The 25,789-nt window shown below is 43.5% G+C and carries 25 protein-coding genes; 11 read left to right on the top strand and 14 right to left on the bottom strand.

From position 1 onward, the window contains the following. Window positions 1-235 precede the first annotated feature (235 nt). The 9 genes from DMB44_RS00395 to DMB44_RS09585 form a co-directional block, all read right to left on the bottom strand. The gene (locus DMB44_RS00395; protein ID WP_237265191.1) at window positions 236-1,261 is read right to left on the bottom strand and encodes a nicotinate-nucleotide--dimethylbenzimidazole phosphoribosyltransferase; all 1,026 of its coding nucleotides are present in this window, start codon (window positions 1,259-1,261) and stop codon (window positions 236-238) included. Beyond that, window positions 1,261-2,562 carry an APC family permease gene (locus tag DMB44_RS00390; protein ID WP_110640090.1) on the bottom strand — a complete coding sequence of 434 codons (1,302 nt, stop codon included), beginning with the start codon at window positions 2,560-2,562 and terminating at the stop codon, window positions 1,261-1,263. The genes DMB44_RS00395 and DMB44_RS00390 overlap by 1 nt, the downstream gene beginning before the upstream one ends. 117 nt (window positions 2,563-2,679) lie before the next feature. Further along, window positions 2,680-3,612 carry a cobalamin biosynthesis protein gene (locus DMB44_RS00385; RefSeq protein ID WP_237265190.1) on the bottom strand — a complete coding sequence of 311 codons (933 nt, stop codon included), beginning with the start codon at window positions 3,610-3,612 and terminating at the stop codon, window positions 2,680-2,682. Window positions 3,613-3,723: 111 nt separating this feature from the next. Beyond that, window positions 3,724-3,849: a hypothetical protein gene (locus DMB44_RS09590; RefSeq protein ID WP_255414296.1), complete on the bottom strand. Its 126-nt coding sequence runs from the start codon at window positions 3,847-3,849 to the stop codon at window positions 3,724-3,726. 553 nt (window positions 3,850-4,402) lie between these two features. Beyond that, complete coding sequence (locus DMB44_RS00375) at window positions 4,403-5,818, bottom strand: cobyric acid synthase (RefSeq protein ID WP_237265189.1); 1,416 nt, start codon at window positions 5,816-5,818, stop codon at window positions 4,403-4,405. A gap of 21 nt (window positions 5,819-5,839) precedes the next feature. Next, window positions 5,840-6,532: a signal peptide peptidase SppA gene (gene sppA / locus DMB44_RS00370; RefSeq protein WP_110640088.1), complete on the bottom strand. Its 693-nt coding sequence runs from the start codon at window positions 6,530-6,532 to the stop codon at window positions 5,840-5,842. A gap of 48 nt (window positions 6,533-6,580) precedes the next feature. After that, complete coding sequence (gene pyrF, locus DMB44_RS00365; RefSeq protein ID WP_110640087.1) at window positions 6,581-7,225, bottom strand: orotidine-5'-phosphate decarboxylase; 645 nt, start codon at window positions 7,223-7,225, stop codon at window positions 6,581-6,583. Window positions 7,226-7,347: 122 nt separating this feature from the next. After that, window positions 7,348-8,481, bottom strand: coding sequence for a cell division protein FtsZ (ftsZ, locus tag DMB44_RS00360; protein WP_110640086.1), 1,134 nt, complete (start codon window positions 8,479-8,481; stop codon window positions 7,348-7,350). Window positions 8,482-8,764: 283 nt separating this feature from the next. Beyond that, entirely contained in the window at window positions 8,765-8,893 is a 129-nt protein-coding gene (locus DMB44_RS09585) for a hypothetical protein (RefSeq protein WP_255414295.1), read from the bottom strand. A gap of 659 nt (window positions 8,894-9,552) precedes the next feature. On the opposite strand from DMB44_RS09585, the gene DMB44_RS00355 reads away from it, so the two are divergent. The 4 genes from DMB44_RS00355 to DMB44_RS00340 are packed head-to-tail and all read left to right on the top strand — an operon-like array spanning window position 9,553 to window position 12,357. Then, on the top strand, window positions 9,553-10,110 hold the full coding sequence (locus tag DMB44_RS00355) for a hypothetical protein (RefSeq protein ID WP_110640085.1): 558 nt from the start codon (window positions 9,553-9,555) through the stop codon (window positions 10,108-10,110). Window positions 10,111-10,128: 18 nt separating this feature from the next. Further along, window positions 10,129-10,998, top strand: a complete 870-nt coding sequence (locus DMB44_RS00350; protein WP_110640084.1) for an ABC transporter ATP-binding protein — start codon at window positions 10,129-10,131, stop codon at window positions 10,996-10,998. Continuing rightward, window positions 10,970-11,914 carry a hypothetical protein gene (locus DMB44_RS00345; protein WP_110640083.1) on the top strand — a complete coding sequence of 315 codons (945 nt, stop codon included), beginning with the start codon at window positions 10,970-10,972 and terminating at the stop codon, window positions 11,912-11,914. The genes DMB44_RS00350 and DMB44_RS00345 overlap by 29 nt, the downstream gene beginning before the upstream one ends. Beyond that, on the top strand, window positions 11,899-12,357 hold the full coding sequence (locus DMB44_RS00340; protein WP_110640082.1) for a hypothetical protein: 459 nt from the start codon (window positions 11,899-11,901) through the stop codon (window positions 12,355-12,357). The genes DMB44_RS00345 and DMB44_RS00340 overlap by 16 nt, the downstream gene beginning before the upstream one ends. 882 nt (window positions 12,358-13,239) lie before the next feature. Here the strand turns inward: DMB44_RS00340 and DMB44_RS09210 are convergent. The 3 genes from DMB44_RS09210 to DMB44_RS00330 form a co-directional block, all read right to left on the bottom strand. After that, window positions 13,240-13,410, bottom strand: a complete 171-nt coding sequence (locus DMB44_RS09210) for a hypothetical protein (RefSeq protein WP_153280096.1) — start codon at window positions 13,408-13,410, stop codon at window positions 13,240-13,242. A 183-nt stretch (window positions 13,411-13,593) separates the two neighbouring features. Next, window positions 13,594-13,899, bottom strand: coding sequence for a hypothetical protein (locus DMB44_RS00335; protein ID WP_110640081.1), 306 nt, complete (start codon window positions 13,897-13,899; stop codon window positions 13,594-13,596). Between the two features lie 453 nt (window positions 13,900-14,352). Next, window positions 14,353-14,604: a hypothetical protein gene (locus DMB44_RS00330; protein WP_110640080.1), complete on the bottom strand. Its 252-nt coding sequence runs from the start codon at window positions 14,602-14,604 to the stop codon at window positions 14,353-14,355. 55 nt (window positions 14,605-14,659) lie between these two features. Between DMB44_RS00330 and DMB44_RS00325 the strand changes: the two genes are divergently transcribed. Continuing rightward, entirely contained in the window at window positions 14,660-15,175 is a 516-nt protein-coding gene (locus DMB44_RS00325; protein ID WP_110640093.1) for a hypothetical protein, read from the top strand. Window positions 15,176-15,178: 3 nt separating this feature from the next. On the opposite strand, the gene DMB44_RS00320 is transcribed toward DMB44_RS00325, so the two are convergent. Next, on the bottom strand, window positions 15,179-16,528 hold the full coding sequence (locus tag DMB44_RS00320) for an acetyl ornithine aminotransferase family protein (RefSeq protein ID WP_110640079.1): 1,350 nt from the start codon (window positions 16,526-16,528) through the stop codon (window positions 15,179-15,181). A gap of 159 nt (window positions 16,529-16,687) precedes the next feature. Here DMB44_RS00320 and DMB44_RS00315 point away from each other — a divergent pair, with 159 nt between their 5' ends. Further along, window positions 16,688-17,668, top strand: a complete 981-nt coding sequence (locus tag DMB44_RS00315) for a VIT1/CCC1 family protein (protein WP_110640078.1) — start codon at window positions 16,688-16,690, stop codon at window positions 17,666-17,668. 73 nt (window positions 17,669-17,741) lie between these two features. On the opposite strand, the gene DMB44_RS00310 is transcribed toward DMB44_RS00315, so the two are convergent. Further along, the gene (locus DMB44_RS00310) at window positions 17,742-18,983 is read right to left on the bottom strand and encodes an RNA-guided endonuclease TnpB family protein (protein WP_110640077.1); all 1,242 of its coding nucleotides are present in this window, start codon (window positions 18,981-18,983) and stop codon (window positions 17,742-17,744) included. Between the two features lie 317 nt (window positions 18,984-19,300). Here DMB44_RS00310 and DMB44_RS00305 point away from each other — a divergent pair, with 317 nt between their 5' ends. From DMB44_RS00305 to DMB44_RS00285, 5 genes are all read left to right on the top strand, one after another. Then, the gene (locus DMB44_RS00305; protein ID WP_110640076.1) at window positions 19,301-20,080 is read left to right on the top strand and encodes an ABC transporter ATP-binding protein; all 780 of its coding nucleotides are present in this window, start codon (window positions 19,301-19,303) and stop codon (window positions 20,078-20,080) included. Continuing rightward, entirely contained in the window at window positions 20,064-21,701 is a 1,638-nt protein-coding gene (locus DMB44_RS00300; RefSeq protein WP_237265188.1) for a permease, read from the top strand. The genes DMB44_RS00305 and DMB44_RS00300 overlap by 17 nt, the downstream gene beginning before the upstream one ends. Window positions 21,702-21,824: 123 nt before the next feature. Further along, on the top strand, window positions 21,825-22,097 hold the full coding sequence (locus tag DMB44_RS00295; protein ID WP_110640075.1) for an acylphosphatase: 273 nt from the start codon (window positions 21,825-21,827) through the stop codon (window positions 22,095-22,097). Between the two features lie 4 nt (window positions 22,098-22,101). After that, window positions 22,102-24,414 carry a DNA topoisomerase I gene (locus DMB44_RS00290; protein WP_110640074.1) on the top strand — a complete coding sequence of 771 codons (2,313 nt, stop codon included), beginning with the start codon at window positions 22,102-22,104 and terminating at the stop codon, window positions 24,412-24,414. After that, a complete protein-coding gene (locus tag DMB44_RS00285) occupies window positions 24,398-25,264 on the top strand; it encodes a presenilin family intramembrane aspartyl protease PSH (protein ID WP_237265187.1) in 867 nt (288 codons plus the stop codon). The genes DMB44_RS00290 and DMB44_RS00285 overlap by 17 nt, the downstream gene beginning before the upstream one ends. Window positions 25,265-25,789: the final 525 nt, after the last annotated feature.

Genomic DNA, 25,789 nt, shown 5'->3' with positions numbered 1-25,789 from the left:
CGCATCTTTTCTTATCCTATCTATAACATCCTTTATGTGCTGTCCCGTCTGCTGATCTTCGAAGAACAGATCTATCCCGCGAATTCCTCTTGTCATAAGAGTATAGTAACGGTTTCTTATCAGTGTCTGATAATAAACGTTGTTTAGAATATAAAAAAAGTGATCCCTGAATTCGCAGGGATAAAAATCCGCAACAGGTATTTTAACTTGGTTGACTGAGAACATTGCCTGATCATCATATTTGCAAGAAACTGCTATAAAAACTGTCAATCGAAGAGTTTATGGCCTCCTTTGTGAAGCCTGCCAGCCTTGCCACAGCATATAATCCGCCCATACCTACGCCTTCGCGGACATGGCCCTGATCATAGTATCGCAGTCCAATGTTCCTCATTCCACCGAAATTCATCACAGATACTATGGTACGCCTTTCGAGTCCAAGATCTCTGAAGAGCTTGCTCCTGTGCGAGTAAACCCATGAAGTGGTCGCTACTATCGGTTCTGATCTTCCGTTGATTCTTTCTATCAGTTCAGCAACGTTGGCCATCTGAGTGCCGCCTGCCAGTATGAGGTTTGAACTGCGTACAGCCCTTGACATGCCTATCATGAAGATCATGAGATTATCGCCGTATTCAATGGCTGCATCCAGAGGGGAATAGACGGCCTTTCTTCTGAAGCTTTCCTCCGCCAGTTCCTTCTTCAACAAGTCCGGATCCACCGGCATTGAACTGCTGGTATCTGTTTTTATACCCATGGCCCTCAGAACTATGTAAGCTGTGGTAGTACCGCCGGGAAAGCTTTCTCCTACCATTATGTTTCGGTATCTTCCGTCCAGGATCTTCCCAAGTCGATATCCGGATTCCATTACCTTCTCAGCATCAACTATGGCCCTCTCCCTTGATGGATCCTTTGATGGCACTATGTTCGTCTCCAGGTAATCTGTCTTCGGCCTGAAGGAAAATCCTCCATTCACTATAATGTATTTCAGTCCAGTAAGCGTGAGTATTGCCTTTGACACAATGGCTGGAGTGGGTATGCCCTCGGGTGTCATGGGTGGTTCCGACATGCTCAGGCACCTCCCCTCGCCCACGATCTCGGAGTCCACCGTAGGCGTGAGCCTTGTAGCCTCAGGAGATGCTCCTGCTGCGGTTATTCCAGGGCGTAGCGAAACTTCTGTCGTTCCGGCAAGCAGAACGAACAGGGTATTATCCATGGAAAGATCGAGTTTTTCTATGGAATTTCCAACGATGACATCCTCTGGCATCATAACTCCTCAGCTCCAAATTTGACTGTATTCTTTGCGGCGTTTCTGTATATCAGAAATACGAAGATCAGGGTGAGAACGACAAGCAGACCATAAATTATTCCTATCGCTGGATCCGATCCTATATCGGCCACCAGTGAATACATAAGCGTAACCATGAGCAGTGCGAAAGAGGCTGAAAGAATGGTGATAGATAGCACCGCCCTGGATGAAGCCATCCTTCTGGCGATGGATCCCGTGGTGATGAGATGCACCGTCAGGAACATCGCGGATACGATGCCGCTGATTATGACAAACCCATAGAATGCACCCACCGATAGGTATAGGGCCCATGAAACCGCTATATTTATTATTAATATGGCTGCATAGAATCCTCTCATATTCATGTTTATGATTCCATCAAGCGACATTCGCACAACGGCGTTTCTGAATGAATTGAGATAGCCCACGGTTAGGTTGAAGGAACTTGAAAGCGAAAAAACGATGAACGCAGCGTATATGAACGATCCCGCAGAGGATCGGATGTAATCCACTATAAGATAAGGATTCACTGAATATGAGATCATACGCGCGCCTAGAAATACCTGTACAGCGTACGCAGAAAGTACCATCAGTGATCCAGATATCGCAAAGGCCGTGAGAATTCCATAGGGAACCTTTCTCCTGCCATCCCTGGTGTTTTCCGTTATGAAGAAGGCAGATCCGGCACCAGAAAACATAAGCATGCCGAACAGCAGTCCACTCCAGAGGCTTCCGCTGCCAAGATTCACATCCTTAATTTCCACGATGGATCCTGTATGATGCGCAAGCATGATCGCATCCACCGCAATTATGAACGCGATCTCAGCCAGGCCAAATACCTTCATCACATCTACGGATCTCCCGACGCCTCTGGATACTACATATACTGCCAGCGCAGTATAGAGAATGGGTATTGCCATAGTCAGATATGAATTGTCTATGAAAAACGAGGAAAACGACATCAGAAAAAGGGTTATGGAAGGGAGAGCAGAGAATCCGTATATCAGATACAGGTAAGCTGTGGTTATTCCCGCGGTCTTTCCCGAGATGGTCCCTGTTATTGCATAATAACCACCGTTTGATCGCATCATTCTTGAGGCTTTGTAAGGCATATAGATATTCAATGCAGAAAGTGCAAATGCTATAAGCACTATGTAAAAGAGGAAACGGTAATCTATTGAAGCTATTATTGAAAAAAGACCTATTATGTTAAGCATCGGGCCTATTGATGACAGGGATTGAGCAAATGGCCCTATGATACCTGAGATCTGTGTACCCATAAAAGTCAATTTAACTTATATATAAGAAACTTTACTCACATTCCACACCCTACCTATCTTCTGGTAATATCGCAAGATATTCGATATTCTGTGCTTTTCAAAGGCAGGCCAATAATGTCACAATATGAAGGCCATTGCCACCAGCAGAGGCAGAACGAATATTATTGTGTAGGAGTAAACAGCAACATAGAACACCCTCATCGTACGCTCTATGTCTTTTACCGAGGGCGGGTATCCATCATCATTTACTATGTATGAACCTTTCTTCTCAAGCCTGAGGTTCAGTGCGCACGCTATGGTTGATATGGGCCATCCAGCATTAACGCTGTCAAACCTCCTTATATATTTCAATGGGCTTATGATCTTGTGCCTGTAGTTCAGCACATCTGCTGAGAACCCGATGAAAAACCATGATAGTCTGGCCGGTATGTAGTTTATAACGGTATCCATGAGGGCTGAAAACCTGCCAAATTCAAAGTTCTGCCTGTCCTTATATCCGTACATGGAATCCAGCGTGTTTATTATCCTGGCTATGAATGCCCCAGGTATACCTAAAAAGATGAAGAAAAACAGCGGCGTCATATAGCCGTCCACAAGTCCTTCTGCAATCGTCTCTATCGCAGCAGAGGATATTTCATTTTCATTAAGATTTGTAGTGTCTCTCCTTACAACCCTTGAAAGATAGACGCGCGCATCGTTTATATTGCCGTTTTTCAGCGATTCCACGATCAAACGTATATGATCCCCCATCGATGAGATGGAAAAGGTTGTCTTCAGCACAACCATGGAAACGATCACATAGATGACAACAACAAAACTTGAGAGATAAATTGCGAGAAAATATGGTATTGCTGTTATGATTATTACAGAAACGGCAAATATTGATCCTGCCAGTATTCTGTTATCGTTCCGCCTGAAATAACCCTCGATCCTTTTCGAAACTCTTCCCGAGAAAACAACTGGATGTATGTATTCCTTCGGTTCGCCGAAGATTATATCTATCGCAATTGCACCTATCAGCACTATTATCATTATGATCAGATTATTCATACGTCCACCAGTTTTCCGGCTGTATCGATCTTCTGCATGGTACTGCCTGTCATCAAGTCATTGAATCTGCCATATTCCGAGGGTTCATATTTCTGTTGTATGGATCTTTACTTATTTCTTAGCTGATCCTGATATGAAGCCATCTGGCGCCCTTTCAGCGAAATTGACTTCGCTTGTACTTGTTATTGCTTCGCCAGGATCAGAGGTTGCGAATTCCCCATGCGTGTATTCAAACACATTGATCTTGGCTTGATCAATCCTATCTTGTTTATATTTTTTGATGCGCTCTGATCACCGTCCATGGCTGGATCGCACACATCACAGCGACATGTTCGATCTGATCTGGAATTGACCCTGCAGATCCGCGGATGCGTATTCTCAAGATCGAACTGCATCCTCGCTGTTCTGATACATTTAGGGTAAGATTCTTCAGCATTTTTATCCGTTATATGATATCTTCTTCCGCATTTGAGAAAATAGCTGTGTGCAAATCCATGGCGGCCAGGGTAATCATACGATGATCCTCTCTCCCCGTTGTATGGGTATAGCATAGGTCTGGCAGCCATTATCATTGTATATAGACATTATCCATATATTTATAGAACTTTCCATAGCTAAGTATCTGGGCTTTCAGCTTCCATCAAAACCTCTGTTTTACCGCAGATCCATTTGCGGGTAAGAGTATGATGATCATATTTCTATGTTCTATGAAAAATCTCTATATATACCGTTTATGCCTTGGCCACATAATGCCCATGAATGCGTCGTACTTTGGATTACGATCCGGTGATCATGCTGAACGCCCCTCCACGTAATCAAACAGATCATCCATGGATATTGATGCGCTGACAATATCGGCAAAACGATCTATTTCAGAAATCAGATGCTGATCAGGATCGCCTATGTCTTTGCCTGTTATAAGCCTGAATATGGATTTGCTGCCCAGTATTCCATGTATGTTGGTTCCAAATACCATAGTTCTTGGATCAGCGTTTCCTTCCACCCCATAGGATGTTTCGTTCATGGGCTCATCACCGGTATTTACAACCTTCCCATAGTGGATCTCATACCCGTCCTCCCATGATCCGTCTGCTATGCTGTTTCTGACGCGAAATCTTACGGATCTTGTTGTTTTTACATTTTCATAATACGTCTCGGCATTGAGCAGACCCAGCCCTCTTACAACTGTATCTCCCATTGTTATTGTACGGCCAAGCATCTGATAGCCGCCGCATATTCCTATTATTTTTGCCCTTCCGACGTTTCTCTCTATGATCCTATCGATGCCTGCCCTTCTCATGTATTCAAGATCCGCAAACACGTTCTTGGAACCAGGCAGCACTATGGTATCGGCATCTGAAAGATCATCGGCGTTCTCTGCAGTTATATAGTTGTACCCCGTGTCTGTGTATATGAGCGGATCGAGATCGCTGTAATTCTCCATAAATGGATATCTTACAATAGCAATCTTTGAATCCAAAGATTTTGGATGCTGATAGTCAAAGGAATCTTCACCGGGAAGCTTCATCTCATAATAGGGGACAACGCCAAGCACCTTTCTACCAGTGATCTCCTCGATCTTCCTTATACCAGAATAAAGCATCGATTTGTCCCCGCGCATTTTATTGATCAGCATCCATCTCACAAGATCAGCCCTCGGCATAAGAGAAATTGTTCCGTATAGAGACGCAAATACGCCGCCCCTCTCTATATCCCCAACAAGAATGGATGGTGTGCCGTATATTGACGAAACGTAAGTATTGGCAAGGTCTCTGTCCGTGAGATTTATCTCTGCCGGAGAACCGGCACCTTCAGCCACTATGACGTCATAATCTTCAGATAAAGCGTCTATGGCTTCTCTTATGGCTTTTCTCCCTTCTTTCATGATGAAATCATAGTATTCTTCAATGGTTTTCTTGCCAATCGACTTTCCGAAGAATATGACCTGGCTAGAACCCATACCTTCTGGCTTGAGGAGTATAGGATTCATCAACTTGCTTGGAACTGTCCCGGCAGCCTTTGCCTGCAGCCACTGGGCTCTGGCGATCTCGTACTCACCATCGACTATGACGGAGTTCAGAGACATGTTCACGGCCTTGAACGGCGCAACCTTGTAACCCCTTCTTGAGAATATTCTGCAAAGCGCCATAGCTATGGTCGTCTTCCCTGAACCTGATGATGTACCAAGAACCTGAATCATCCTCATCCTGATCATCTCGCAATCGATTCAGGTGCCCAGGAATCTCATCAGCCACGGCTTCCTCGGGACTATATCCTTTACCCTGTATTTTCTGCCCATATCCCTGTACATATCGTCCATCATCGCGTCCATGGTGCCGACTCCGTCGATCAGATGGTTTTCCAAGGCCATGGACGATGAGAAAATCTGCCCCTGAGCTATCTCATCCATCCTTTCTGATGAAATTTTTCTCTCCGACATGACAGAGTCCCTGAACTTCGCATACACATCGTTGAGCACTCTCATGTAGTGATCGCTCTCCTCCTGGCTTGGTTCCCTGTAGTATGAGAGCATATCCTTATATTTTCCAACCTTGTAGGTCCTCATCTCGACGCCTATCCTGTCTAAAAGCGGTTTTATATAAGGTATCATTGATATTACTCCTATGGATCCTATTATTGAGGTTTCAAGTGAGTATATCTTTGAAGATCCAGCCGAGATCCAGTAGGCGCCGGAGGCACATATACCCTGCACGAATGAATATACTGGCTTCTTCTTTCTTATCTTCCTGACCATCTCGAACATGAGCTGCGATGCAACCGCATCGCCTCCACCGGAATTGAAAACAATTATCAGACCGGCAACAGATCGTTTATTTTCAGCATAGGACAATATTGGATAGAATGATCTGTAAAGCTGCTGTGTTATTGTTCCCTCGATCCTTGTCCTGAGTATGTACATATATGCCTATCAAACATTATCTATTTAGCATTTTGATTGCCGGGTGTTTCACGATTCTGTCTTGGATTTAAGTATCTCCATATTTATCATCTCAGCGGCCCTCACTGGATCGCTGCTCTCGTATATCGATCTTCCCACTATTATGAGATCTGCCCCAGCTTTCACGGCATCTGAAGCTTTTCCCCCCTGTGAGCCTATGCCTGGCGACATTATGACTTTCTCCGTCCTCTTCCTTATCGATGCCAGATCCGATATTTTATTTCCTGGCGCTATATAGCCGTATACCCCCGCTCTTTCCGAAATATCCATCAGCTTCTCATAGTTTCCATTTATCAGATCAGAACCTGGATGGGACATGGCTACAACAGAGAACACCTTCATGTCACCTGAAGCTTCAACAACTGATCTTATGGATTCAAAACCGATGAATGAATGAGATATTATACCCCAGGCCCCCTGATCCCTCGCAAATCTAGCTATCAGGCTGTTTGTATTGGGTATGTCGGCCACCTTGAAATCACATATAACGCGTGTGATCTTGGCAATCTCACCTATGATCGATCCGGACCCTGCAAGGATGAGCGGCCAGTTTATCTTCACGGCGAAGACGCTGTTACGAAGAGAATGCGCTATTTCCAGGGCTCTGGATCTGTCCATGACGTCGATTGCCAGTACCAGACGGGAGTCTACCATCAGGCGGTAATGTTCAGGTTAAAGAAAATGTTTATCTATATTGTTAAAAAACCTCATAACAAGTAAAAATTCCGCGAAAAAAATGTTGTATATTGAACCCGTATCATTTCAGATAATGATCTTCAGTTCACGGAATCTATCTCTGCGGCATATGCTCCGGTGAAAAGGCTGGCCAGTTTTCTAGCACTTTCGACATCCTTCACAAGATAAGCAGAGCTCACGCCCGTCATGAATATGAGCACTTTGACCTCCTTGTCGAGGTTCTTGTCTATGGTAAGGCCCCATATGATTCTGGATCTTGAATTTATCCTCTTCTTTATCTCATCCATAGCCTTTCCGACTTCACTGACCGTGATGTCTGGAGGTGCTATTATCTTGAATACGCAGTCCTTTGCGGTGCTCACATCAACATCTATGAGCCTTGGTTTCATTGCCTCTTCAAGCGCCGTCATTATGCGGTCTCCACCCTTCTTTGACTGCCCCATGCCTATAAGAGCAACTCCACCAGACTGCATTACCGTCTTTATGTCAGAATAGTCTATGTTTATTATCCCGGTCTTCGTTATTATTTCCACTATCGACCTTATGGTATCAGCAAGCACTCTATCGGCGTATGCAAATGCAGCCTTCATCTCGGCATTTGGTACCTCGCTCAGGAGCCGCTGGTTCGGTATGGCAACAAGCGTATCTGAGAACTGGGCAAGTTTTTCCAGCCCTATGACTGCATTGTCCATCCTCAGCTGGCCCTCTGATTCAAACGGCAGAGTAACAACCGATATAACTATGGATCCTGCCTCCTTTGCGGCCCTGGCAATGACCGGTGCACAGCCAGTACCCGTTCCGCCGCCGAGGCCTGCTGTGACGAATGTTATATCCGTGTTCTGAACCATCTTCTTTATGGCCACTATCTCCTCTATTGCAGCCTCCTCTCCCACCTTCGGGTCTGCTCCGGTACCGAGGCCCTTCGTCGTCTTCTGGCCGATGAGAAGTTTGTGCCTGACCTTCATGGATCTAAGATGGCTGGCATCCGTGTTTATGGCTATAAGATCCGTGTTTTTTAGTGCATCTTCGTAAAGCCTGTTAACGGTATTTGATCCGCCGCCTCCGCAGCCGATGACCTTTATCTTAACATTAAGCGTCTTGTAAACATTCTCAATCTCTGCATCCTCCGGGAGGCCAGTTGATGCCTGGTCATCCCAGTCATCGTAAACATCATCGATGGAAACTTTGGACAGCAGATCCGTTATATCTCCCATACGTCTGACAACGTCATAAAGATATATATACTTTTCTGTATTTTGTCATCCCACATTATAAGGAAAGCTCATTTTATAGAAATTTATGAGAAAAATCAGTACCAATGTAGAAAATACTGGGATTATGGCGTTCTGAAATCCAAAAATTTCTTCAATTGCTCCCTCATCCTTAATTCGAAAATATTGTTCGAACAAGAACGGTGTCGGGGTAATAATAGAAAGGATGGTTGGAGTTGCTTCTAAGGACAGATAATGCAAGTCCATCAAGTGAGCTACTCCTCAGCTAAAGCATCGGAGCTTCCTTAAAGCGAAGAGACATCTGCCTGTATGGATATATTCCGTACAAGCCCGAAGTAGCGATCTCCACAGGCGTATATTCGGATCGCACCGATCCTACTAAAGCATCGTCCACTTGGTTATCGTGGAGGATACAAAATAATATGGGAAGACCATACATAAAACTTTACATTGAGGGAAGTCTGTATATCTCGTCGATAAAGCTGTTGAGATTTATAGCTTCCTTCAAATCCCAAACTTCTCTTTTAAATTAAGATGAAGATCATCGTGATCCTAAGGATTTCCGGCACTTCATTCAGTTGTGCAATATGCATACGCTGAAAGCATGCTATACTCGAGTATATATCGATGATAGGCAATGTTTTAAATTTTTATACTTCTTCCTATAGACACTGAGAATTTAGGGATACGTGATTGACGACGCCCTCGTAGAACGTCATTGACATAATTCCGTAATTTGCATAGTGAGATATTGTAATTCTGCAGGGTTTTGCCACAATAAGATGCAAATAATCGGATAGATCATTTATATTCCTGATATATAATTTAAAAAAGAAAATTATATATATATTGTGGATCATATCACCAGGTGATCATCTGAAAAAATATGACTACGTATCATTGACGGAGGGCGGTCATTTTGCTCATTACTGGGGCTGGTTAAATGCGTTTACCCATTACTATTGGGTTGAAAATAGCTATACGTTTGGGATTCCAACACAGCAATGATATAATGACAATATTTTTATTATAAATTTTATATGGAGGTATAAAATGGCCAGTCCGAGGAAAATAATAATTGCGGTATTGATAGCGCTGATTGTCGTCGTTTCAGGCATCGTCTATTATCACGACTATGTCAAGGAGCATTCGCAGCCGTACATTGGCATAGATGTCAGCGTTAAGCCATTGAATAACGGCTCAGTGGCATTCTATATATCTGCTGTAATAAACTCAACAAACTTCCTGACCAAATTCACATTTCCGGAGACTCAATACATTGAGGGGATACATGTAGTATATGCCGGCCCGAACATAACTGATGCTAAGGATCGCAGCTCCGGAGTAATCCCTCCAGGCATGTCAAACATTTATCTATCTGGTGTTGTACACTTCTATCTATCAAACGAACATCCCAAGACCGTTGCTTACTGGAACGAAACCGTATACAACTCCATCCCTCTATCGTTCATGCCAGCACCAAATGGCTACTACATAATGTATGCGAATATGGTAGGTGGAGCAGGTTATGGTATTCCAAACCTCTTCTTACCAAACGATTTCATATGGGTTGACAACGGCACTGTGAAGCTTGTCAGCTCTGCCGTATAGTGAAAATATGGTGATGAGATGAACGATGTGTTGCTGGAGATGACCGGCGTTGGCAAGAGATACGGAATCAGAAATACCAAAAAGGCCCTGGAAGGGTTCAGCGTAAAGCTTCAAGAGGGTATGTGCCTTGCCCTTATCGGAAGGAATGGCGCTGGAAAGAGCACTGCGTTGAAGATAATGGCGAATGTGCTCAAACCCACCGAGGGTAGGGTGATTGTGCACGGGAGGGTCTCCTACGTCCCCGAGAATATGGGTATATACCCGACTCTAAACGTGGAGGAAAACGTGAAGTTCTTCTATGATATATCTGAAGGGCATTCGGATTATGAGCGTATACTATCAAGGCTGAACATTATGGGCAGTTCCAAGGTCCTTGCATCACACCTTTCCAAGGGTATGAGGAGGAAGCTGTCGGTGGCCGTAGCGATGGCACAGAATCCTGATGTCGTTATATTTGATGAACCGTTTGATGGCGTCGATCAGACCTCAAGCGAGGAGATCGTCGCCATGATCAGGGATATGAAGATGCATAACAAGGCTGTGGTACTTAGTTCCCACAACATATCGTACATAGACAGCATAGCAGATGAGGTGATCGTGATCGACAGCGGGAGAATTGTGAGGAGGATAGAGCTTCCGCTGGAATGGATGAAGGTTGTAAGGTTTGCCGCAGAGTACGAAAAAGTTGATGATGTGTTGAAATCACTTGGCTTAAAGTACGATATGTCTAGGTTTCCATATGTTAGAATCGGCGCCGACAGTACGCAGGAAGATCTGAACTCGATACTGGTTCATAGCGGTCTAAGGGTTCTGGAGTTCAGGGACTTAACAATCGCAGAGATATATGGAGATGTATTGAATGACGTTAGCGGTACAGTTCAGAGCTGAAATCAAGAAGCAGTTCATCCTGATGAAACGATCTACTGCAGCACCCATGATGGTACTTGCTACTTTTCTGCTCGCCATGGTCTCAACCGCAGAACTTGCATGGAATACGCCTATATACGGGACTATGCCCCTGCAGTTCTCACTCGCCACCTTTTCAGGTTCCTTCGTTTCATTCTTTATACTTTTCATGGTATATCCATCACTGAGCATATCCGAGGAAAAAGAAAACGGAACATACGACGTGATAAGATCCAGTACGCATGATACGACCGGACTAGATGTTGCCCGCCTTATTTTTAATATAATATTCGCTGGCGTATTGACGCTCACAGCCGTAGCCGGCTTCATTTTTATGCTCCTGATCCGTTACGGGACGCTATCTAACCATGTGGAGATTGTGGTAGATCATTTGATATACAATTACATCTTCGGATATTCAGGCCCACCAAGCGTATTCCTTACCCATACCAAGACCTATATTGATGAAGGTTTCAGTCTGGGCCTGTTCATGACAGATATCGCCATACTGTTTATCTCGATGCTGCCATCGGTTCTACTAGGTCTCATTTTCTCTAGGATTTCGATGAAAAGATCCACCTCGGTAATATTAAGCGTCATCTTTTACCTTGTAATATTTAACATATACCCATATCTCATCTCCGTGAACGACTCACCTGCTGTGAAATATCTCTACGCCGGAATCTCCGTGTTATTTCCAGGGAGCCCACTATCATTGGCTGACACATATCTAGGCTTTACAACTGTAAGAATCTCCGGCGGAGGCTTTTTTTCACTCCCTAACCAGTACTTTCCGGCGTGGATCCTGGGAGCGCTCCTATCGTATGTAATTATAATCCTTCTCATCTTGTATTTCATGCCCAGCATATGGGGTGTTATGGATTGGAGAAAAAAATAAGGACTTTGCTGTCCATAATAGTGATTATAATTCTTCTGGCGTTACTCATACACACCTTAAATAATGATGAAGACAGCCAGATATCGAATACAAAAACTACCGGCCCAATCCTTACCATAAATACGGGTTCCGCTGGTGGCGACGTGGTGTTCAATGGCACCTTGCCACTGACTGCTGATCAGGCATATTGGTATAATTTCACAGTCAACGCTTCCTCCGATAAGATCGTCTTTGCGTTTGAGGACAATTCGAGTGTTGATGTCTTTGTTGAGCAGTACTATCCAAATGATAGACCTGGTTACAAACTCACAATCAGCCCTGGGATAGATATATCAACAATATTCCCTAGTAACCTGTACTTTCCCGAAGGCACATGGTCCATTAAGTTATTGACCACTCAAAACATGGATCTGAGGTTCAAATTGACAGTTTTCTATGCGTAAATGCCAATCGGGTACGGTACCAAGATCTAGTCAACTATTTTTCAATGGACTTCTAGGTTATTATAATGCAATACATTTTCTGCATTTATACAAATTCAGCGTTTCCCATTGCCATAGCACATGATGCCCTCATCAACACCTATTTCACTTTGTTTGAATATGAATGGAAACAATTATCGAAAAACCATCTCAGAGATCGGAACACTGCCAGGTTTCCGCTCCGAATCTTACACTAAGATTATCATATCAATATAATCAGAAACCTTTCTTCAATACGTATTCATAATTCTGTTATAAATGAACTGAGCGGGATAGAATTCCCCCAAATTAAGAAAATTGAGCAAGGGCCATCGCAGTTAGCAGTGGAAATAGCTCTGTATCTAAGATAAAGAGGAACATGTATAGAGAGAACTTAATGAGAGTATGATGTTGGATCGGGTCAAGGCAAGGATCGCGATGATGGCAAAATTAGAACAGGCCGATGTTCTCGCTATGATTATTTAATTCACTTGCGGAACAGAGATAATGACAAAGACTTAAAATAGCGAGGTAAATCAAGGTTCGAGGACGGATTTTGAGGGGATTAAATAGTGTAGATATTTTGTATTTTTATGCTCTTTAATATCTTGCTATCGTTGATGTAGAATGCTACAGAGTTTTTATCGGCACAAACCGCTGGCATAACGACCTTATCGCAAATTTATATTCTTGAGTCAAGACGATCAATTTCTCGGTAATAACGGAAAAACTCTGATACAACATCATCCACCCTTGCAACTGAAATTAAACCGTCATTTACAAATTCTTGAAGTTCTTTTAGTATCTTTCATTTCCGTTATCAAAAAGATCAAAGCTTTTATTCCCATTTCTTTCTTCCAAGGGCTATTTAAAACACTCCTCAAGCGAATAAACAAATATTCTGATCCTTATGTCGCCAGAGTTAGAAAGGTTAGAGAATTTTTTTATCTTGTTCCTTAGATCTTTGTATATTTCATCTATCGGGAGATAGTTTATGAGTACGTTTACGTCTATCATGTTGATCTGATGTTGCATAGCGCATGCCGTTTGGAGTAATTTCATTTTCTTCAGGAACTTAAAAGTGTCCCTGATATATTTATGAGCATCGCTCTTTTCATTGAGCTATTCCGATTTAATATCGGTCTCTGCATTTATAAGGAAATCTTCAGATGCATCCAGATTTGCAGTCTTTATGGAATCCATTATTGCGACAATTTCCTAGAATAGCGCAGATCTCCCTTTGAGTTGATCTAAAAAGTCGGGAACATTAGTCGAAATATCGATTTTGCCATTTGCCCATTCTTCATCGGTTATGCTGAAATAATCATTGGTAAGTCCAGACGAGTATAGCACATAAAGATAAAGGTTGAAATCATAATTCAGTGGCAGACCAAGAACCTCCCCAAAGTAGACAAGTTTTTGGGCTTTTATGCGGCTATCTATGCCTTCGTTTATAATCTTTTTCCGATTGAATCCCATATATTTCAAAAAACCAGCAAGTAAAATTTTCCTTTCATGATTCATAGATATCATCTTTACTTTTACATTTATTTATTACAAGGATTATCAATCATTCTTATATAATTGATTCACATATGTATTACTTAACTTTGCGCTTCTCATCAAAGTAAGAATGATATCAACTAAGCAGATTATACTTTCAAAGATTCATGATAATCGTTTGCCTACTATATTACGGAATTTATCTGAATTCATTTTATTCCATTTATGCTCCTGTCTTCATTGCTGCTTGTTATAGTTTTAACATGACGATACCTCTACAGCGAAGAACCCGTAAAATTTTGGATATTATTCTTCTGTCATTTGCGTTAACAATAATACATACCTCACAGATATTTCCCATAATCATGAAAGGTTATGTTAAATTCGATGCGCATAAATGTTTTTATAAAGAAGTTAGGAGTTTGAGGGAAGCAGTAAAACTCTCTCTTCGTACAGGAGATACACGGACTTCCTTCAATGGAAATATTCATAGATCGTCTTCCCATATTCTCTTGTATCATCCATGAAAACCAAGTGGATGATAACTGAGTAGGATCGGTGCGATCCGAATACACGCCTGTGGAGATCATAACCTCCGTAACCCATCCTCCAGACGTGGCCCGAAAGAAAGTTTCCAATGACGGGAAAATGCGATCTGGCAGTATGTGGATCGAGTTTGGTCGTTGAATCAGGAAGCTTCGAAGCTTCAGCTGAGGAGTAGCTCACAGAATTTCAATCTCTCGGTGATCTTCCTTTAAATTTAAACTTGGCATATGGGATCGTGAATGCAAGTACCTATGAACGCGAGATAAGGGACATACTGGGCGGAAAAGAACAGGCTGTGAGGAAATATGCCAGTAAGATACCTGAAAAATCAGATGTCATAATGTCCCTGATAGAATCTCCGTTCTACGTAACAAGATCTGCTGGCTCCTTCGGTGCGGATGTGATAGCTATAAGGCATGATTTTTCCATGGTCATAGAGGTAAAGTCGTCTGTTAGGCCGTACCTCATGTTTTCCGAGGGATCCGGAAAAAAACAGGAACAGGCCAATAGAATAAATGATATGTGTATCAGAGCTGGAATATTCCTGACCTATGCCTACAGGATAAAGAATGTGCAAGGAGATCCATGGAGGTTATTTGTTGTTGAATCTAAACCGGTTGGAAGGTTCAACATGGTGTACGAAATCATACCCAAGATAGCAAAGACTAGGGAAGGAAATTATGTTATGAAATGGGAAGACGGCCTTCCCCTATCATCATTCATTGAAATAATAAATAAAAAGGTAATATAATCATCACAGGGCCTGCTTTATTGCCCTGTCAAGAACGTCTATGCCTTCGTCTATCTGTTCCTCCTTTATTATGAGCGGAGGTATTATTCTTATTGCACTGGTACCGGTAGAAAGCAGAATCAGGCCCAGCTTGAAGGCATTATCAATCACCGTGTTCCTTAGCTTGTTGTTCGGTTCCTTGGTCCTCCTGTCCTTCACAAAGTCTATCGCCTGCATGAGCCCAAGACCTCTGACATCACCTATGGCATCGTACTTTGACTGAAGCTCCTCAAGTCTCTTCCTGAGATAAGCACCCTGTTTTGCTGAATTCTCCACCACGTTAAGTTTCTTCATCTGATCGATGGTTGCAACGCAGGCAACAGATGCTATCAGGTTACCTCCAAACGTGTTGGAGTGAAGGCCGCTTTCCTTGAAATTCATCTCCTTCCGCATCACGACTGCACCCATCGGTATGCCCGACGCTATTGCCTTTGCAAGAGTTATAACGTCTGGTTCAACTCCAAAGTGCTCTGACGCAAAGAATTTTCCTGTCCTGCCAAATCCACTCTGAACCTCATCCATGAGCAGAGGTATATTGTATTTATCAGCCAGTTTGCGCAGTTCTTTGAAGAAATTCATCGGCGGTACGATGTATCCACCCTCACCCTGAACGGGCTCTGCAAGTATTCCTGCAACATCTTCAGGTGGTACATACGTCTTGAGCAGATAGGTCTCGATGTAATCGATTACCCTGTTGACAAGTTCATCCGGGTTCTCATATCCATCGATACCAAATGGGTTTCTGTACGGGTTCGGGAATGGTACATGCTCAACTCCCGGCATGGATGGGAAGAAACCCCTGTGATGAATTGGCTTTGAAGCCGTGAAGCTAAGCGAACCCTGCGTCCTTCCGTGAAATGCCCCTATGAACCCTATGAACATTCCCCTGCCAGTGTAGGATTTCGCAACCTTTATTGCAGCCTCAACACTCTCTGTACCGCTGTTTGTGAAGAAAACCCTCTTTTCGAATTTACCAGGCGTGACCTCTATCAATGACTTCGCAGCCAGCACCTGCATCTCTGTGTAGAAATCTGTTCCAGGAAAATGCCACATCTTGTGGAGCTGTTCTTCAACCTTCTCTGTAACGTATGGATCCACATGGCCAAGATTGGTGACACTTATGCCGCTTGAGAAATCCAGGTAGACATTTCCATCCACGTCCTCAACATAGACCCCACGGCCCAGTTTTCCGACCACAGGCAAAGACTGCGTGCTTCTCGCAAGATACTGATCATTCATCGCTATTATCTTCTTGGCCTCAGGTCCCGGCGGCGTTACCTTTATCTTAATTCCATTGAGCTCTTCCTGCATCATAGTTACAATATTAAGAGTAATAATATATATTTTATTGAATGAAAAACGTATGCCTTATACGAATTTCGTACTGAATAAATGTGAGGATGACCTTATTCCGATGCAACAGCCAACCTAGAAAAAACGATAATTATTTAAGGTAGATATCGATAATAAGATATGGACAGCGACGTGAAACAGTGGTCAGAGTTCTACCGGGATGAGCTTACCGATATGACCTTCTATTCTGTCCTATCAAGAAAGATAAAAGACGATTATCTGAGGGAGAATCTGGCCAAGCTCTCCTCCATAGAGAAGGAACACTCTGATTTCTGGAGACAGAACCTTGAGAAGGCCGGTGTCAAGCCTGAACCTAGATACAACAAGTTAAAGGTATCATTTCTTGTATTCATGAGACACTTTCTTGGGCTCTTCCTCACTGCCCGCCTCCTGGAACATGGGGAGATCTCCACCGTGAGGGTGTACAGCGAATATCTGAAGAGGCCTGGTCTTGAAGAGAGTTTCAGACGAAGGCTTCAGGAAATTCTGGATGAAGAGATAGAACATGAGGAGATATTCGAGAAGGCCATGGAAAAATCCAGCGACACCATAGAGAGGAATAAGGATATGATATACGGCATAAGCGATGGCCTTGTGGAAGTATTGGCAGCGCTGGCCGGACTCACATCCATAATAGTCAGCAACATCGATATAGCGCTGGGCGGCCTGGTTGTGGGCATAAGCGGTACTGCAAGCATGAGCATCGGTGCGTACCTTTCAAAGAAATCGGAGACTGAGTACAAACTTGTTGAAGAAGAGAAAAAGATTCTTTTTAGAAGGCAAAAGGTTGATCACGATTACATAAAGGCGATAAAGGGCGAGTCCAAAACATCAGCGATATATGTGGGCATATCGTACATCATAGGCGCAGCTGTACCCATAATACCGTTTGTATTCTTGCAGAAATACCTCGCACTTGCGCTATCTGTGGCGCTTGTGTTTCTTGTTCAGGGTTTTACAAACGCCGTTGTGGCACTCTCTATCAATGTGGGCATATTCAGGATGGCCATAAGGGCATCCCTACTTGCACTGCTGGCCGCATTCATAACATTCATGGTTGGGTTTTCATTCCACTACTTCCTCCACATATCCATAATATGAAAAATTCCAAGGGCTGTGGCCGATCACAATGCTTCACCTCATAAATGCTAGGTTATGGTTTCTGTTAACCATGTTAACATCCACCTTTGGAAGTTATCATCTCTTTGATGCTTAAACTTCGCGGGTATAACCCAATACCCTCTATCCCGTCAAATGCTTCAGGGATTGCCTTTCTTATTGTGTTGTAGGATGCATTCAGATCCGCATGTATTAATGTTCCATTTGCAGACTGGAATACACCTCTCTTTATTCTCTTTCCCATGTACGTGTCGTGGTGTTCTATGCTTTCGTTATCAAGAAACGAACATATGCTTGTATAGCTCTCCTCCTGTATCATGACATTGATCCCTTTCTCTTCTGCTTTGTATTTAATCTGCTGTATGAGCATATTGAAAGGTATCTGCACAAAGTTCTGGTTGTTCTCCTTACCGATATCCACAGACTGCTTCCATCTATTATTATGGCCTATTACAATTGTGTCGATTTTATTATTCATGGCATATTCTATGACTGCTTTTGATAGTTTATGCATGATATCCTTTATTTTTCTGTTCCTTGTTAAATATAGCCTGTTTATCCTTTTTGTATTCTCTCTGTTTTTCCTCTGCCTGTCATTGATAGATTTTAATCTTGATAACTCTTTATTGAAATACTGGTTTATTGATTTCAGAACACCGCCCTTGACAGCAATACCCTTTTCGGATATGTTGTTTCCAATGGTTACGATGTTCATTACACCAATATCGATGCCCAGTATTCTCTTAGGACTTAACTCCGATACGTCTGATATCTCTTTAGAATATACTATCTCCACATTATAACCGATGCCCAATGGTATAATCTGCACTTCCCTCAGATCTACATCATCTAATCTTGTCTTCACCTCCAGATCCATGATTTTTGGGAATTTTAATATTCCATTATCAATAGAACACTGCTGGTTTGTGAATATTAATATAAATTCTCCATCCTTATTCTTGTATTTTGGTGGTTTCGGAATTCCATCGAATAATTCTGGATGTTTTTTGTATGTTTTTAATGCCTTGAAGAACGAATTCCATGATTCCTTGACCTTTCTTATTGTCCACTGTGCCGTCTGTGCTGGCAGTTTCTGGAAATTGTTGTTTTCCTCTATACCTGATGGTTTTGAAAACTGTTTTGCAAGATCCTTGTATGATGATAATTTTTCCTTATTGAAGAACTGGTTTCTTAGGATATAATTTACCTGATTATATAGGTTCTTTGATACATGGCACATTCTGGATATTACGCCATTATCACGGATGAAGATCTGTTCAGTTAGAATTATCCTCATAGCCTATCTCCATTGAACCTTTCTTCCCCGTTGAGGCGTATACATGAACCGTCTTTCATGATATTCGTAGCAGATTTAATACCTCATTTGCTTTCATAGTTAATAATATAATACAGTATTTGTATAAATAGTTATTAGAATTACGGATTATACATATCTCAGGCGTTGGCCGCTGACAAATCGTAGATCAAGAACGAAAAGGCATTTATCTATGGGTGGATGGGAGACCAGCAACTGGCTCCTTCCGTCAATGAGAAGTAGTTGACGCACATCTACACTTATTAATGTCCTTTTGTTATTATTGTTGTGAACATACGATGACCTGTTCCATCAAGCTTGATAATATTTCCATGCGTTACGGCGAGAAACTGGCCCTTGACGATGTATCGCTCGAGATACCGGAAGGGACCATATATGGTGTGCTTGGCCCAAACGGATCTGGCAAAACAACCATGATGAAGATAATTCTCGGTCTTTTGAAGCAGACCAGGGGCAAGGCAAACGTGTGCGGTTATGACAGCATAAAAGATCCTCTGGAGATAAAGGCGATATCAGGATATGTACCGGAGACTCCCATTTTATATGAATCGATGACGCCTTCTGAACTGTTCAGCTTTATAGCGTCCATACGCCGCATAGATGAGAACACATTCAGGAGAAGGATAGATGCCCTGATCGATGCATTCGGTGTTTCTGAATACATGAATGATTTCATCGGATCGCTCTCATTCGGAAACAGGCAGAAGATCGCCATAATATCGGCAATAATGCATGATCCGAAGATACTGATAGTCGATGAAGGTATAAACGGTCTCGACCCCAGATCAGCAAAACTGTTCAAGAGCATCCTCACCGACATGCGCGATCATGGAAAGATAATCGTATTTTCAACTCATATACTTGAGATAGCGGAATCCCTGTGCGACCATGTTGCCATATTGTATAACGGCCGCATCGTGGCCAACGGCACGATAGAGGATCTCAGAAGTGCCGCAAATGAACCTTCACAGAATCTCGAGGAGATATTTCTGAAACTTACAAACGCTGAAGATGTACCGGAGGTCGCAAGGTACCTGAGGGATGAGATTGAACACTAAGACGCTGTTCTATCTTGCCAGAAGGATACTTATTGAAGAGCGCTATCTTGCGCTCAAGAATTCAGCGTCCTTCATGTCCAGAACGGCAAGAGTCAGAAACAAAGGAAGTTATATAATGAGATTCGTGAACATATCATACGGAGCCACATCTCTGTCCTTCATGATATTTTCTCTGATACTTGTTGCTCCAAGCCTCATCTCGCATGAGATATACACGTTATCGAGCGTTGTTCTTCTGCTCTTCATATATTCTCTCTTCATAAACATATCAAATTCGCTCCTCTTCTTCGTTTCGGTGAACATAAACCATATACTTGATCCGCTAAGACTGCTTCCTGTTGATTTCCCGGATCATGTTATAGCTGTTTCATGGTTCATATACACCGGCAGCTCCTCGCTCTTTGCGGTTCTTCCGGCAGTCTTTCTCTCAGCCTTCCTCCTCAACAGCATCTATATACTCATCGTAGGAGCCATATGGAGTCTCTTCTCCATTCTCCTCGGATACGTCATCGGATCATCGCTCTTCGTGGCTTTCGGAAGCAGGATCAGCGGAAGGCGTACGAGAGTGTCCAGTATCCTGAGAAATGCCGGCAGGGTGATATTTCTCATATTTGTCTTTGCAATATTTGAGATAATACTCTACAATGCGAACCTGGTTAACGGAGTGATACCAAAACTCCCTTACCCATATTCCTATTTCGTACCGGTATTCAATATACAGTCTTCACTGTTCTTCTTCCATAGTTTCTATTCTCATCTCACAGGATACTTCATTTCAATATCCTATACTCTCCTGATCGGCCTGTCGTTCGTATATATGAACAGGCGTGCCTTCTACAGGCTTATAGAGCCGGCATCCAGATCCTACGGAAAAGCTTATGCCCAAACAAGAACCAGGGTGAGAAGCAGGCCATTTTCGTTCTTCTCCAAGGATCTGAAGATTTCGTCGAGAAAGTCACAGAACCTGATACTTCTCATAATGCCGATATTTTTCGTATTTCCAACCATAATGTCCGAGGTTCTCTACGCACCGACCACAAGGGTGGATCCCGTGACGCTTTACAACGCCATGGTGGCTTTTGTAATAGTCACTGCATCATTCTATTCCATACTCTTTCTCGTCATAGAGGGCAACGGCATTTCATTCATAAAGTCGCTGCCGCTGGACGGAAACAGCATAATAAGGTGGAAGATAGCCGCACCCACATTCATATTTCTGCTCATAGACGTTTCGATGCTCATAACGATAAGCATAAAGGTCCTGATGGGCACTCAGTATTACCTCTTCATAATGGTGGATACTGCACTATATTTTGTCTCTTCGATCATATACAACATGCACAGGCTTTACGGTAAGATCCCAGATACTGCCGATACCGTGAACTTCTATTCCTTCGGCGGCCAGATTGCGTTCATATCGACGTTCGCCTTCACTGGGATCATAGTGGGATCCGCCGACATCTTTTCTCTTGCAGTTCAGTATTCGATGAAGCTTGATGCGTATTCCTTCTTTGCCATCAACACGCTGATTGGATTCATCACGCTAGCCTTCTTCACAATCAGATACGGGATACTGCCGATGAGGACGGAAGCAGAAAGCATGATGAATTCTGATACATGATGCAGACAGAAGCCATGCACGGAATTGAACCATTTCGCTTATATTATGATGGAATCTGTATGCAAGCATCCGTCTGCGTTCCACCATAAAACTATTAGTCATCGTGATCTATTAGGTCTTGTAATGTTGGTCACGAGACGGATAATATTCTACGGAAGGGTTCAGGGCATAAATTTCAGATCAAACACCCTGTCAAAGGCGATAGAACTCAACGTGAAGGGCTGGGTGATGAACAGGATAGATGGATCAGTTGAGGGGTACTTTTCCGGGGAACTGCGCAATGTTATTGATCTGATAGACTACTGCGTTTCTGATATGCCCTATGCTGTCGTGAAACGATATGACGTCTATGACCTTCCCTATACGGAGTTTCCCGACTTCAGAATAAAGAGGTAATATATTGGATGGCTCAAGGATAATAATTGCAGAGAAGGCTGATGCAGGCAGGAGGATAGCCTATTTCCTCTCAGGCGGTAACGTCAAATCCCACAGATCCAAAGGAACATCCTATCTTGAATTTGAATACGATGGAGCGAAAACGTACCTGATACCACTCTCCGGACACATTGTGGAGGCTGACTTTGAGAGCGGATACAGCGACTGGAGCAAGATAGATCTTTCAGATCTGATCGATGCAAAGATAGTGAAGAACGTGAAGAACAGGATAGCCTACCAGACCCTCACCTCATTCAGGGGAAAGGTTCACGAGATAGTCATCGCAACAGACTATGACAGAGAAGGGGAACTGATAGGAGTAGAGGCGCTCGACATAATAAGGAATGGGGATGAATCTGTTAAGAGGGCCAAGTTCAGCGCTCTGACGAGAAACGAGATAATGGATTCCTTTAAAAATCTCATAGGGGTGAATTACAGCCTGGCTGATGCAGCTGATGCCAGGGAATCCATCGATCTCATATGGGGATCCGTCCTGACCAGGTTCTTCTCAGTCACCACAGGCAGACTCGGCAGATCCTTCCTCTCAGCAGGAAGAGTTCAGACACCGACTCTGGCCATAATAGTCGATAGAGAGAGGGAGATCATAAGCTTCAGACCTGAACCCTACTGGACACTGCATGTGGTATTCGATAAGGACGGGAAATTCGTTGCCAGATATCCTGAAAACATAAAGGATAGAAACACCGCGGAAAACATATTCAATTCGATCAATGGAAAGAATGGTAGGGTTGTCTCCTACAGATCAAGGGACGAATCCATAAGGAGGCCAGCTCCTTTCAGTACAACTGAGTTTCTCAGGGAAGCTTCAAGAATAGGTATAATGCCGTCTAAAGCCATGAGCATAGCCGAGAACCTTTACATGAGGGGTCTAATAAGCTACCCAAGGACTGACAACACAGTCTATCCGAGATCCATAAATCTGAAGGCCGTCCTGAAGAAGCTTGAAAATACATCATATTCAAAATATGTCAAGGAGATAGAATCATTCGATAGGATACTTCCATCCAGAGGTAGAACGGAAACGACTGATCATCCACCCATATATCCCGTGGATGCACCAAAGGAGGATCTCAAGGGCGATTACGCCCGCGTGTACGATCTCGTGCTGAAACATTTCCTCTCAACGCTGTACCGGGACGGTAGCAAAACCGTGACCGAAGCAGAGATAGATATAGCAGGGCACATATTCCTCGCCAATGGGCAGCGCACCACGGACAGGGGCTGGACGCAGATATACGGTTATGAGCCCAGGGATGTTTACCTTCCACAGCTGGTTGAAGGCGAGGAGGTGAAGGCGGTAGACTGGAAGATGGAAGAGGATGAGACAAAACCGCCACCGAGATACGATATGTCAGCTCTGCTGAAGAAGATGGAGGATCTGAATCTTGGAACAAAGAGCACGAGACACGACATCATAGGCAAACTGATAGAAAGGGGCTTCATAGAGGGAAATCCTGTCAGGCCAACGCCACTTGGCATGGCATTCATAGATGCAGTGAGGTCCGTGAACTCGCACATTGCAGATCCTGAGATGACCGCGAAGCTGGAGCAGGATATGGACAGGATAGAGAGGAATGAGATGAGGAAGGCTGAGGTCGTGGAGGAATCGAAGAGAATGCTCCATGAGGTGCTGAGTCATTTCATGAACAGAACCGAGTCTGTGAGGGAGATAATAACAAAGGGACTTAATTCCGGGCAGGACATAGGAAATTGCCCCTTCCATGAGGGCAAGAAGATAATGCTCATGAAGGATCGATTCACCTATACGATAAGATGCGAGGATCAGTCGTGCAGGATAAACTTCAAGATAAAGAGGAACGGCTCCATTTCGCTCTCCGATGAAAAATGCCCTGTATGCGGGCTTCCAATGATCAGGATAATAAGAAAGGGACAGTCTCCGGAGATCAAATGCATCGATCCTGACTGCACCTTCAACAGGGAGAACGATGACTATGGGGAATGCCCGTCGGATCATGGGCGTCTCGTCCTCAGGCAATCCAAATACGGAAAACGGTTCCTTGGGTGCAGCAACTACCCGAAATGCACCGTAACCTATCCGCTCCCGCAGATGGGCAAGATAATAAAGACCGGTGAAACATGCCAATACTGCGGCGCGCCAATACTGGCAGTATCAAGGGGCGGCAGGAGATGGAAGTTCTGCCCGAATATGAGCTGTGAATACAACAAGAAGCGCAAGACATCGGAAGGTACCGATAAGAAGGAAAGAAGAACGAGAAAAAATGCGAGCAAAAGCTGAACTTATATCTATGGCTATATTCGTGCTTTCATCGCTGCTTGCGATACTTCTAGCTGTTGCCATATACAACTCTGAGCCATCTTCCTACGCCCACAGATCGCCTACCTACGGCATTGGCTATGTTTTCATATACATAATCGCAGCCTTTCTCTTTTCCTTTGTGATAATATATCTTGGCAGAAAAAGAAGATTGAGGATATTCAGGGTCATATACTCCATAGTTGTTGCATACGTGATATTCTACGTCTTCCTCATACTCCTCTCAATCTTTCTGTACAATGTTTACGTGATTTTTGCCGCTTCCATAGCCATCGCAATGATCTTCTTCTACCTGATGCTGTTCAGGAACGAATGGTACATTACTGATTCCGCTGGATTCTTCCTATCGGTTGGGATATCATCGATCTGGGGCATCACCTTCGGCGTATGGGCAGCGGTTGCCTTCCTCGTAGCCTTTGAGATCTACGATTACATTGCAGTATACAAGACAAAACATATGATAAGCCTTGCAAGATATGCTGTGGATTCTGATCTGCCCATGCTCTTTGTCCTTCCAGAAAACAGGGGGTTCAGCATGCGCGGACTCACCTTCGATAACCGCGGAGAGGGAAACGTACTTATGATAGGATTTGGAGACATTGCGCTTCCAAGTATAATGGTTGTTTCCTCTGCGATATACGGGATAGCACACATTCTGTTCTTCACGCTGCTGCCACTGATCGGCGGGCTTGTTGGCATGGCAGTGCTCTATTTCTGGAACCGTGATAGGCCTGCCCCGGGACTACCGTATATTAACACCGGAACAATAGCAGGCTTTCTCATAGCATTCCTTGCGTTTCGCGTTTTCTAAAATGCACCTATTATGGAGCCATGTAAAATAATGCGATAATCGACCGCGACTTAATTCATTTTGGAATGCTGATATGCCATTGAATACCTCGACCAGATGGTTCGATCAGAACTCCAAGAACTTTCAGAACGGAAAAGTTTGCGGACATAATATCCTTCTATGATCATTGTGACGTCTTCTAAAACCAGATTACACGGCACCTTCTGTAACGAATGATGAATTCACAATGAAAACCTGCACGAAAGCATAGCCTCAAGAAGCACCTATCAGCAGGCATAGATCAGCTGACGGAACAGAAATAGTCTAACTCTCAGCCTTCAAGCATATTATTCTGATGCCGTTCCTGAAATACTATGCATTGCTATGCATTTCTTTCTTGCAGTCATTGGCATCCTCAGCAATTACTTGATCTGGATGGTACAAGTAATCATTCTTCATAGAATGCCAAGAGGAACTGCCACTCACGGTAAACGGGGTACCGCAGAGGTCTAATCCACGGATAGAGATGGATAACGATGATAATCT

It is taken from the genome of Thermoplasma sp. Kam2015 (genome assembly GCF_003205235.1).
Classification (GTDB): domain Archaea; phylum Thermoplasmatota; class Thermoplasmata; order Thermoplasmatales; family Thermoplasmataceae; genus Thermoplasma.
The sequence above is the reverse complement of the archived record's forward strand: the minus strand, read 5'-3'. Positions and strand labels throughout refer to the sequence as shown.

What these genes read in the sequence shown, in the direction of transcription:
- DMB44_RS00395 (WP_237265191.1), bottom strand. Translation starts at nt 1,261, where the DNA reads ATGCCAGAGGATGTCATCGTTGGAAATTCCATAGAAAAACTCGATCTT.
- DMB44_RS00390 (WP_110640090.1), bottom strand. Translation starts at nt 2,562, where the DNA reads ATGGGTACACAGATCTCAGGTATCATAGGGCCATTTGCTCAATCCCTG.
- DMB44_RS00385 (WP_237265190.1), bottom strand. Translation starts at nt 3,612, where the DNA reads ATGAATAATCTGATCATAATGATAATAGTGCTGATAGGTGCAATTGCG.
- DMB44_RS00375 (WP_237265189.1), bottom strand. Translation starts at nt 5,818, where the DNA reads ATGAGGATGATTCAGGTTCTTGGTACATCATCAGGTTCAGGGAAGACG.
- sppA (WP_110640088.1), bottom strand. Translation starts at nt 6,532, where the DNA reads ATGTACATACTCAGGACAAGGATCGAGGGAACAATAACACAGCAGCTT.
- pyrF (WP_110640087.1), bottom strand. Translation starts at nt 7,225, where the DNA reads ATGGTAGACTCCCGTCTGGTACTGGCAATCGACGTCATGGACAGATCC.
- ftsZ (WP_110640086.1), bottom strand. Translation starts at nt 8,481, where the DNA reads ATGGGAGATATAACGGATCTGCTGTCCAAAGTTTCCATCGATGATGTT.
- DMB44_RS00355 (WP_110640085.1), top strand. Translation starts at nt 9,553, where the DNA reads ATGGCCAGTCCGAGGAAAATAATAATTGCGGTATTGATAGCGCTGATT.
- DMB44_RS00350 (WP_110640084.1), top strand. Translation starts at nt 10,129, where the DNA reads ATGAACGATGTGTTGCTGGAGATGACCGGCGTTGGCAAGAGATACGGA.
- DMB44_RS00345 (WP_110640083.1), top strand. Translation starts at nt 10,970, where the DNA reads ATGACGTTAGCGGTACAGTTCAGAGCTGAAATCAAGAAGCAGTTCATC.
- DMB44_RS09210 (WP_153280096.1), bottom strand. Translation starts at nt 13,410, where the DNA reads ATGCAACATCAGATCAACATGATAGACGTAAACGTACTCATAAACTAT.
- DMB44_RS00335 (WP_110640081.1), bottom strand. Translation starts at nt 13,899, where the DNA reads ATGAATCATGAAAGGAAAATTTTACTTGCTGGTTTTTTGAAATATATG.
- DMB44_RS00320 (WP_110640079.1), bottom strand. Translation starts at nt 16,528, where the DNA reads ATGATGCAGGAAGAGCTCAATGGAATTAAGATAAAGGTAACGCCGCCG.
- DMB44_RS00315 (WP_110640078.1), top strand. Translation starts at nt 16,688, where the DNA reads ATGGACAGCGACGTGAAACAGTGGTCAGAGTTCTACCGGGATGAGCTT.
- DMB44_RS00310 (WP_110640077.1), bottom strand. Translation starts at nt 18,983, where the DNA reads ATGAGGATAATTCTAACTGAACAGATCTTCATCCGTGATAATGGCGTA.
- DMB44_RS00305 (WP_110640076.1), top strand. Translation starts at nt 19,301, where the DNA reads ATGACCTGTTCCATCAAGCTTGATAATATTTCCATGCGTTACGGCGAG.
- DMB44_RS00300 (WP_237265188.1), top strand. Translation starts at nt 20,064, where the DNA reads ATGAGATTGAACACTAAGACGCTGTTCTATCTTGCCAGAAGGATACTT.
- DMB44_RS00295 (WP_110640075.1), top strand. Translation starts at nt 21,825, where the DNA reads ATGTTGGTCACGAGACGGATAATATTCTACGGAAGGGTTCAGGGCATA.
- DMB44_RS00285 (WP_237265187.1), top strand. Translation starts at nt 24,398, where the DNA reads ATGCGAGCAAAAGCTGAACTTATATCTATGGCTATATTCGTGCTTTCA.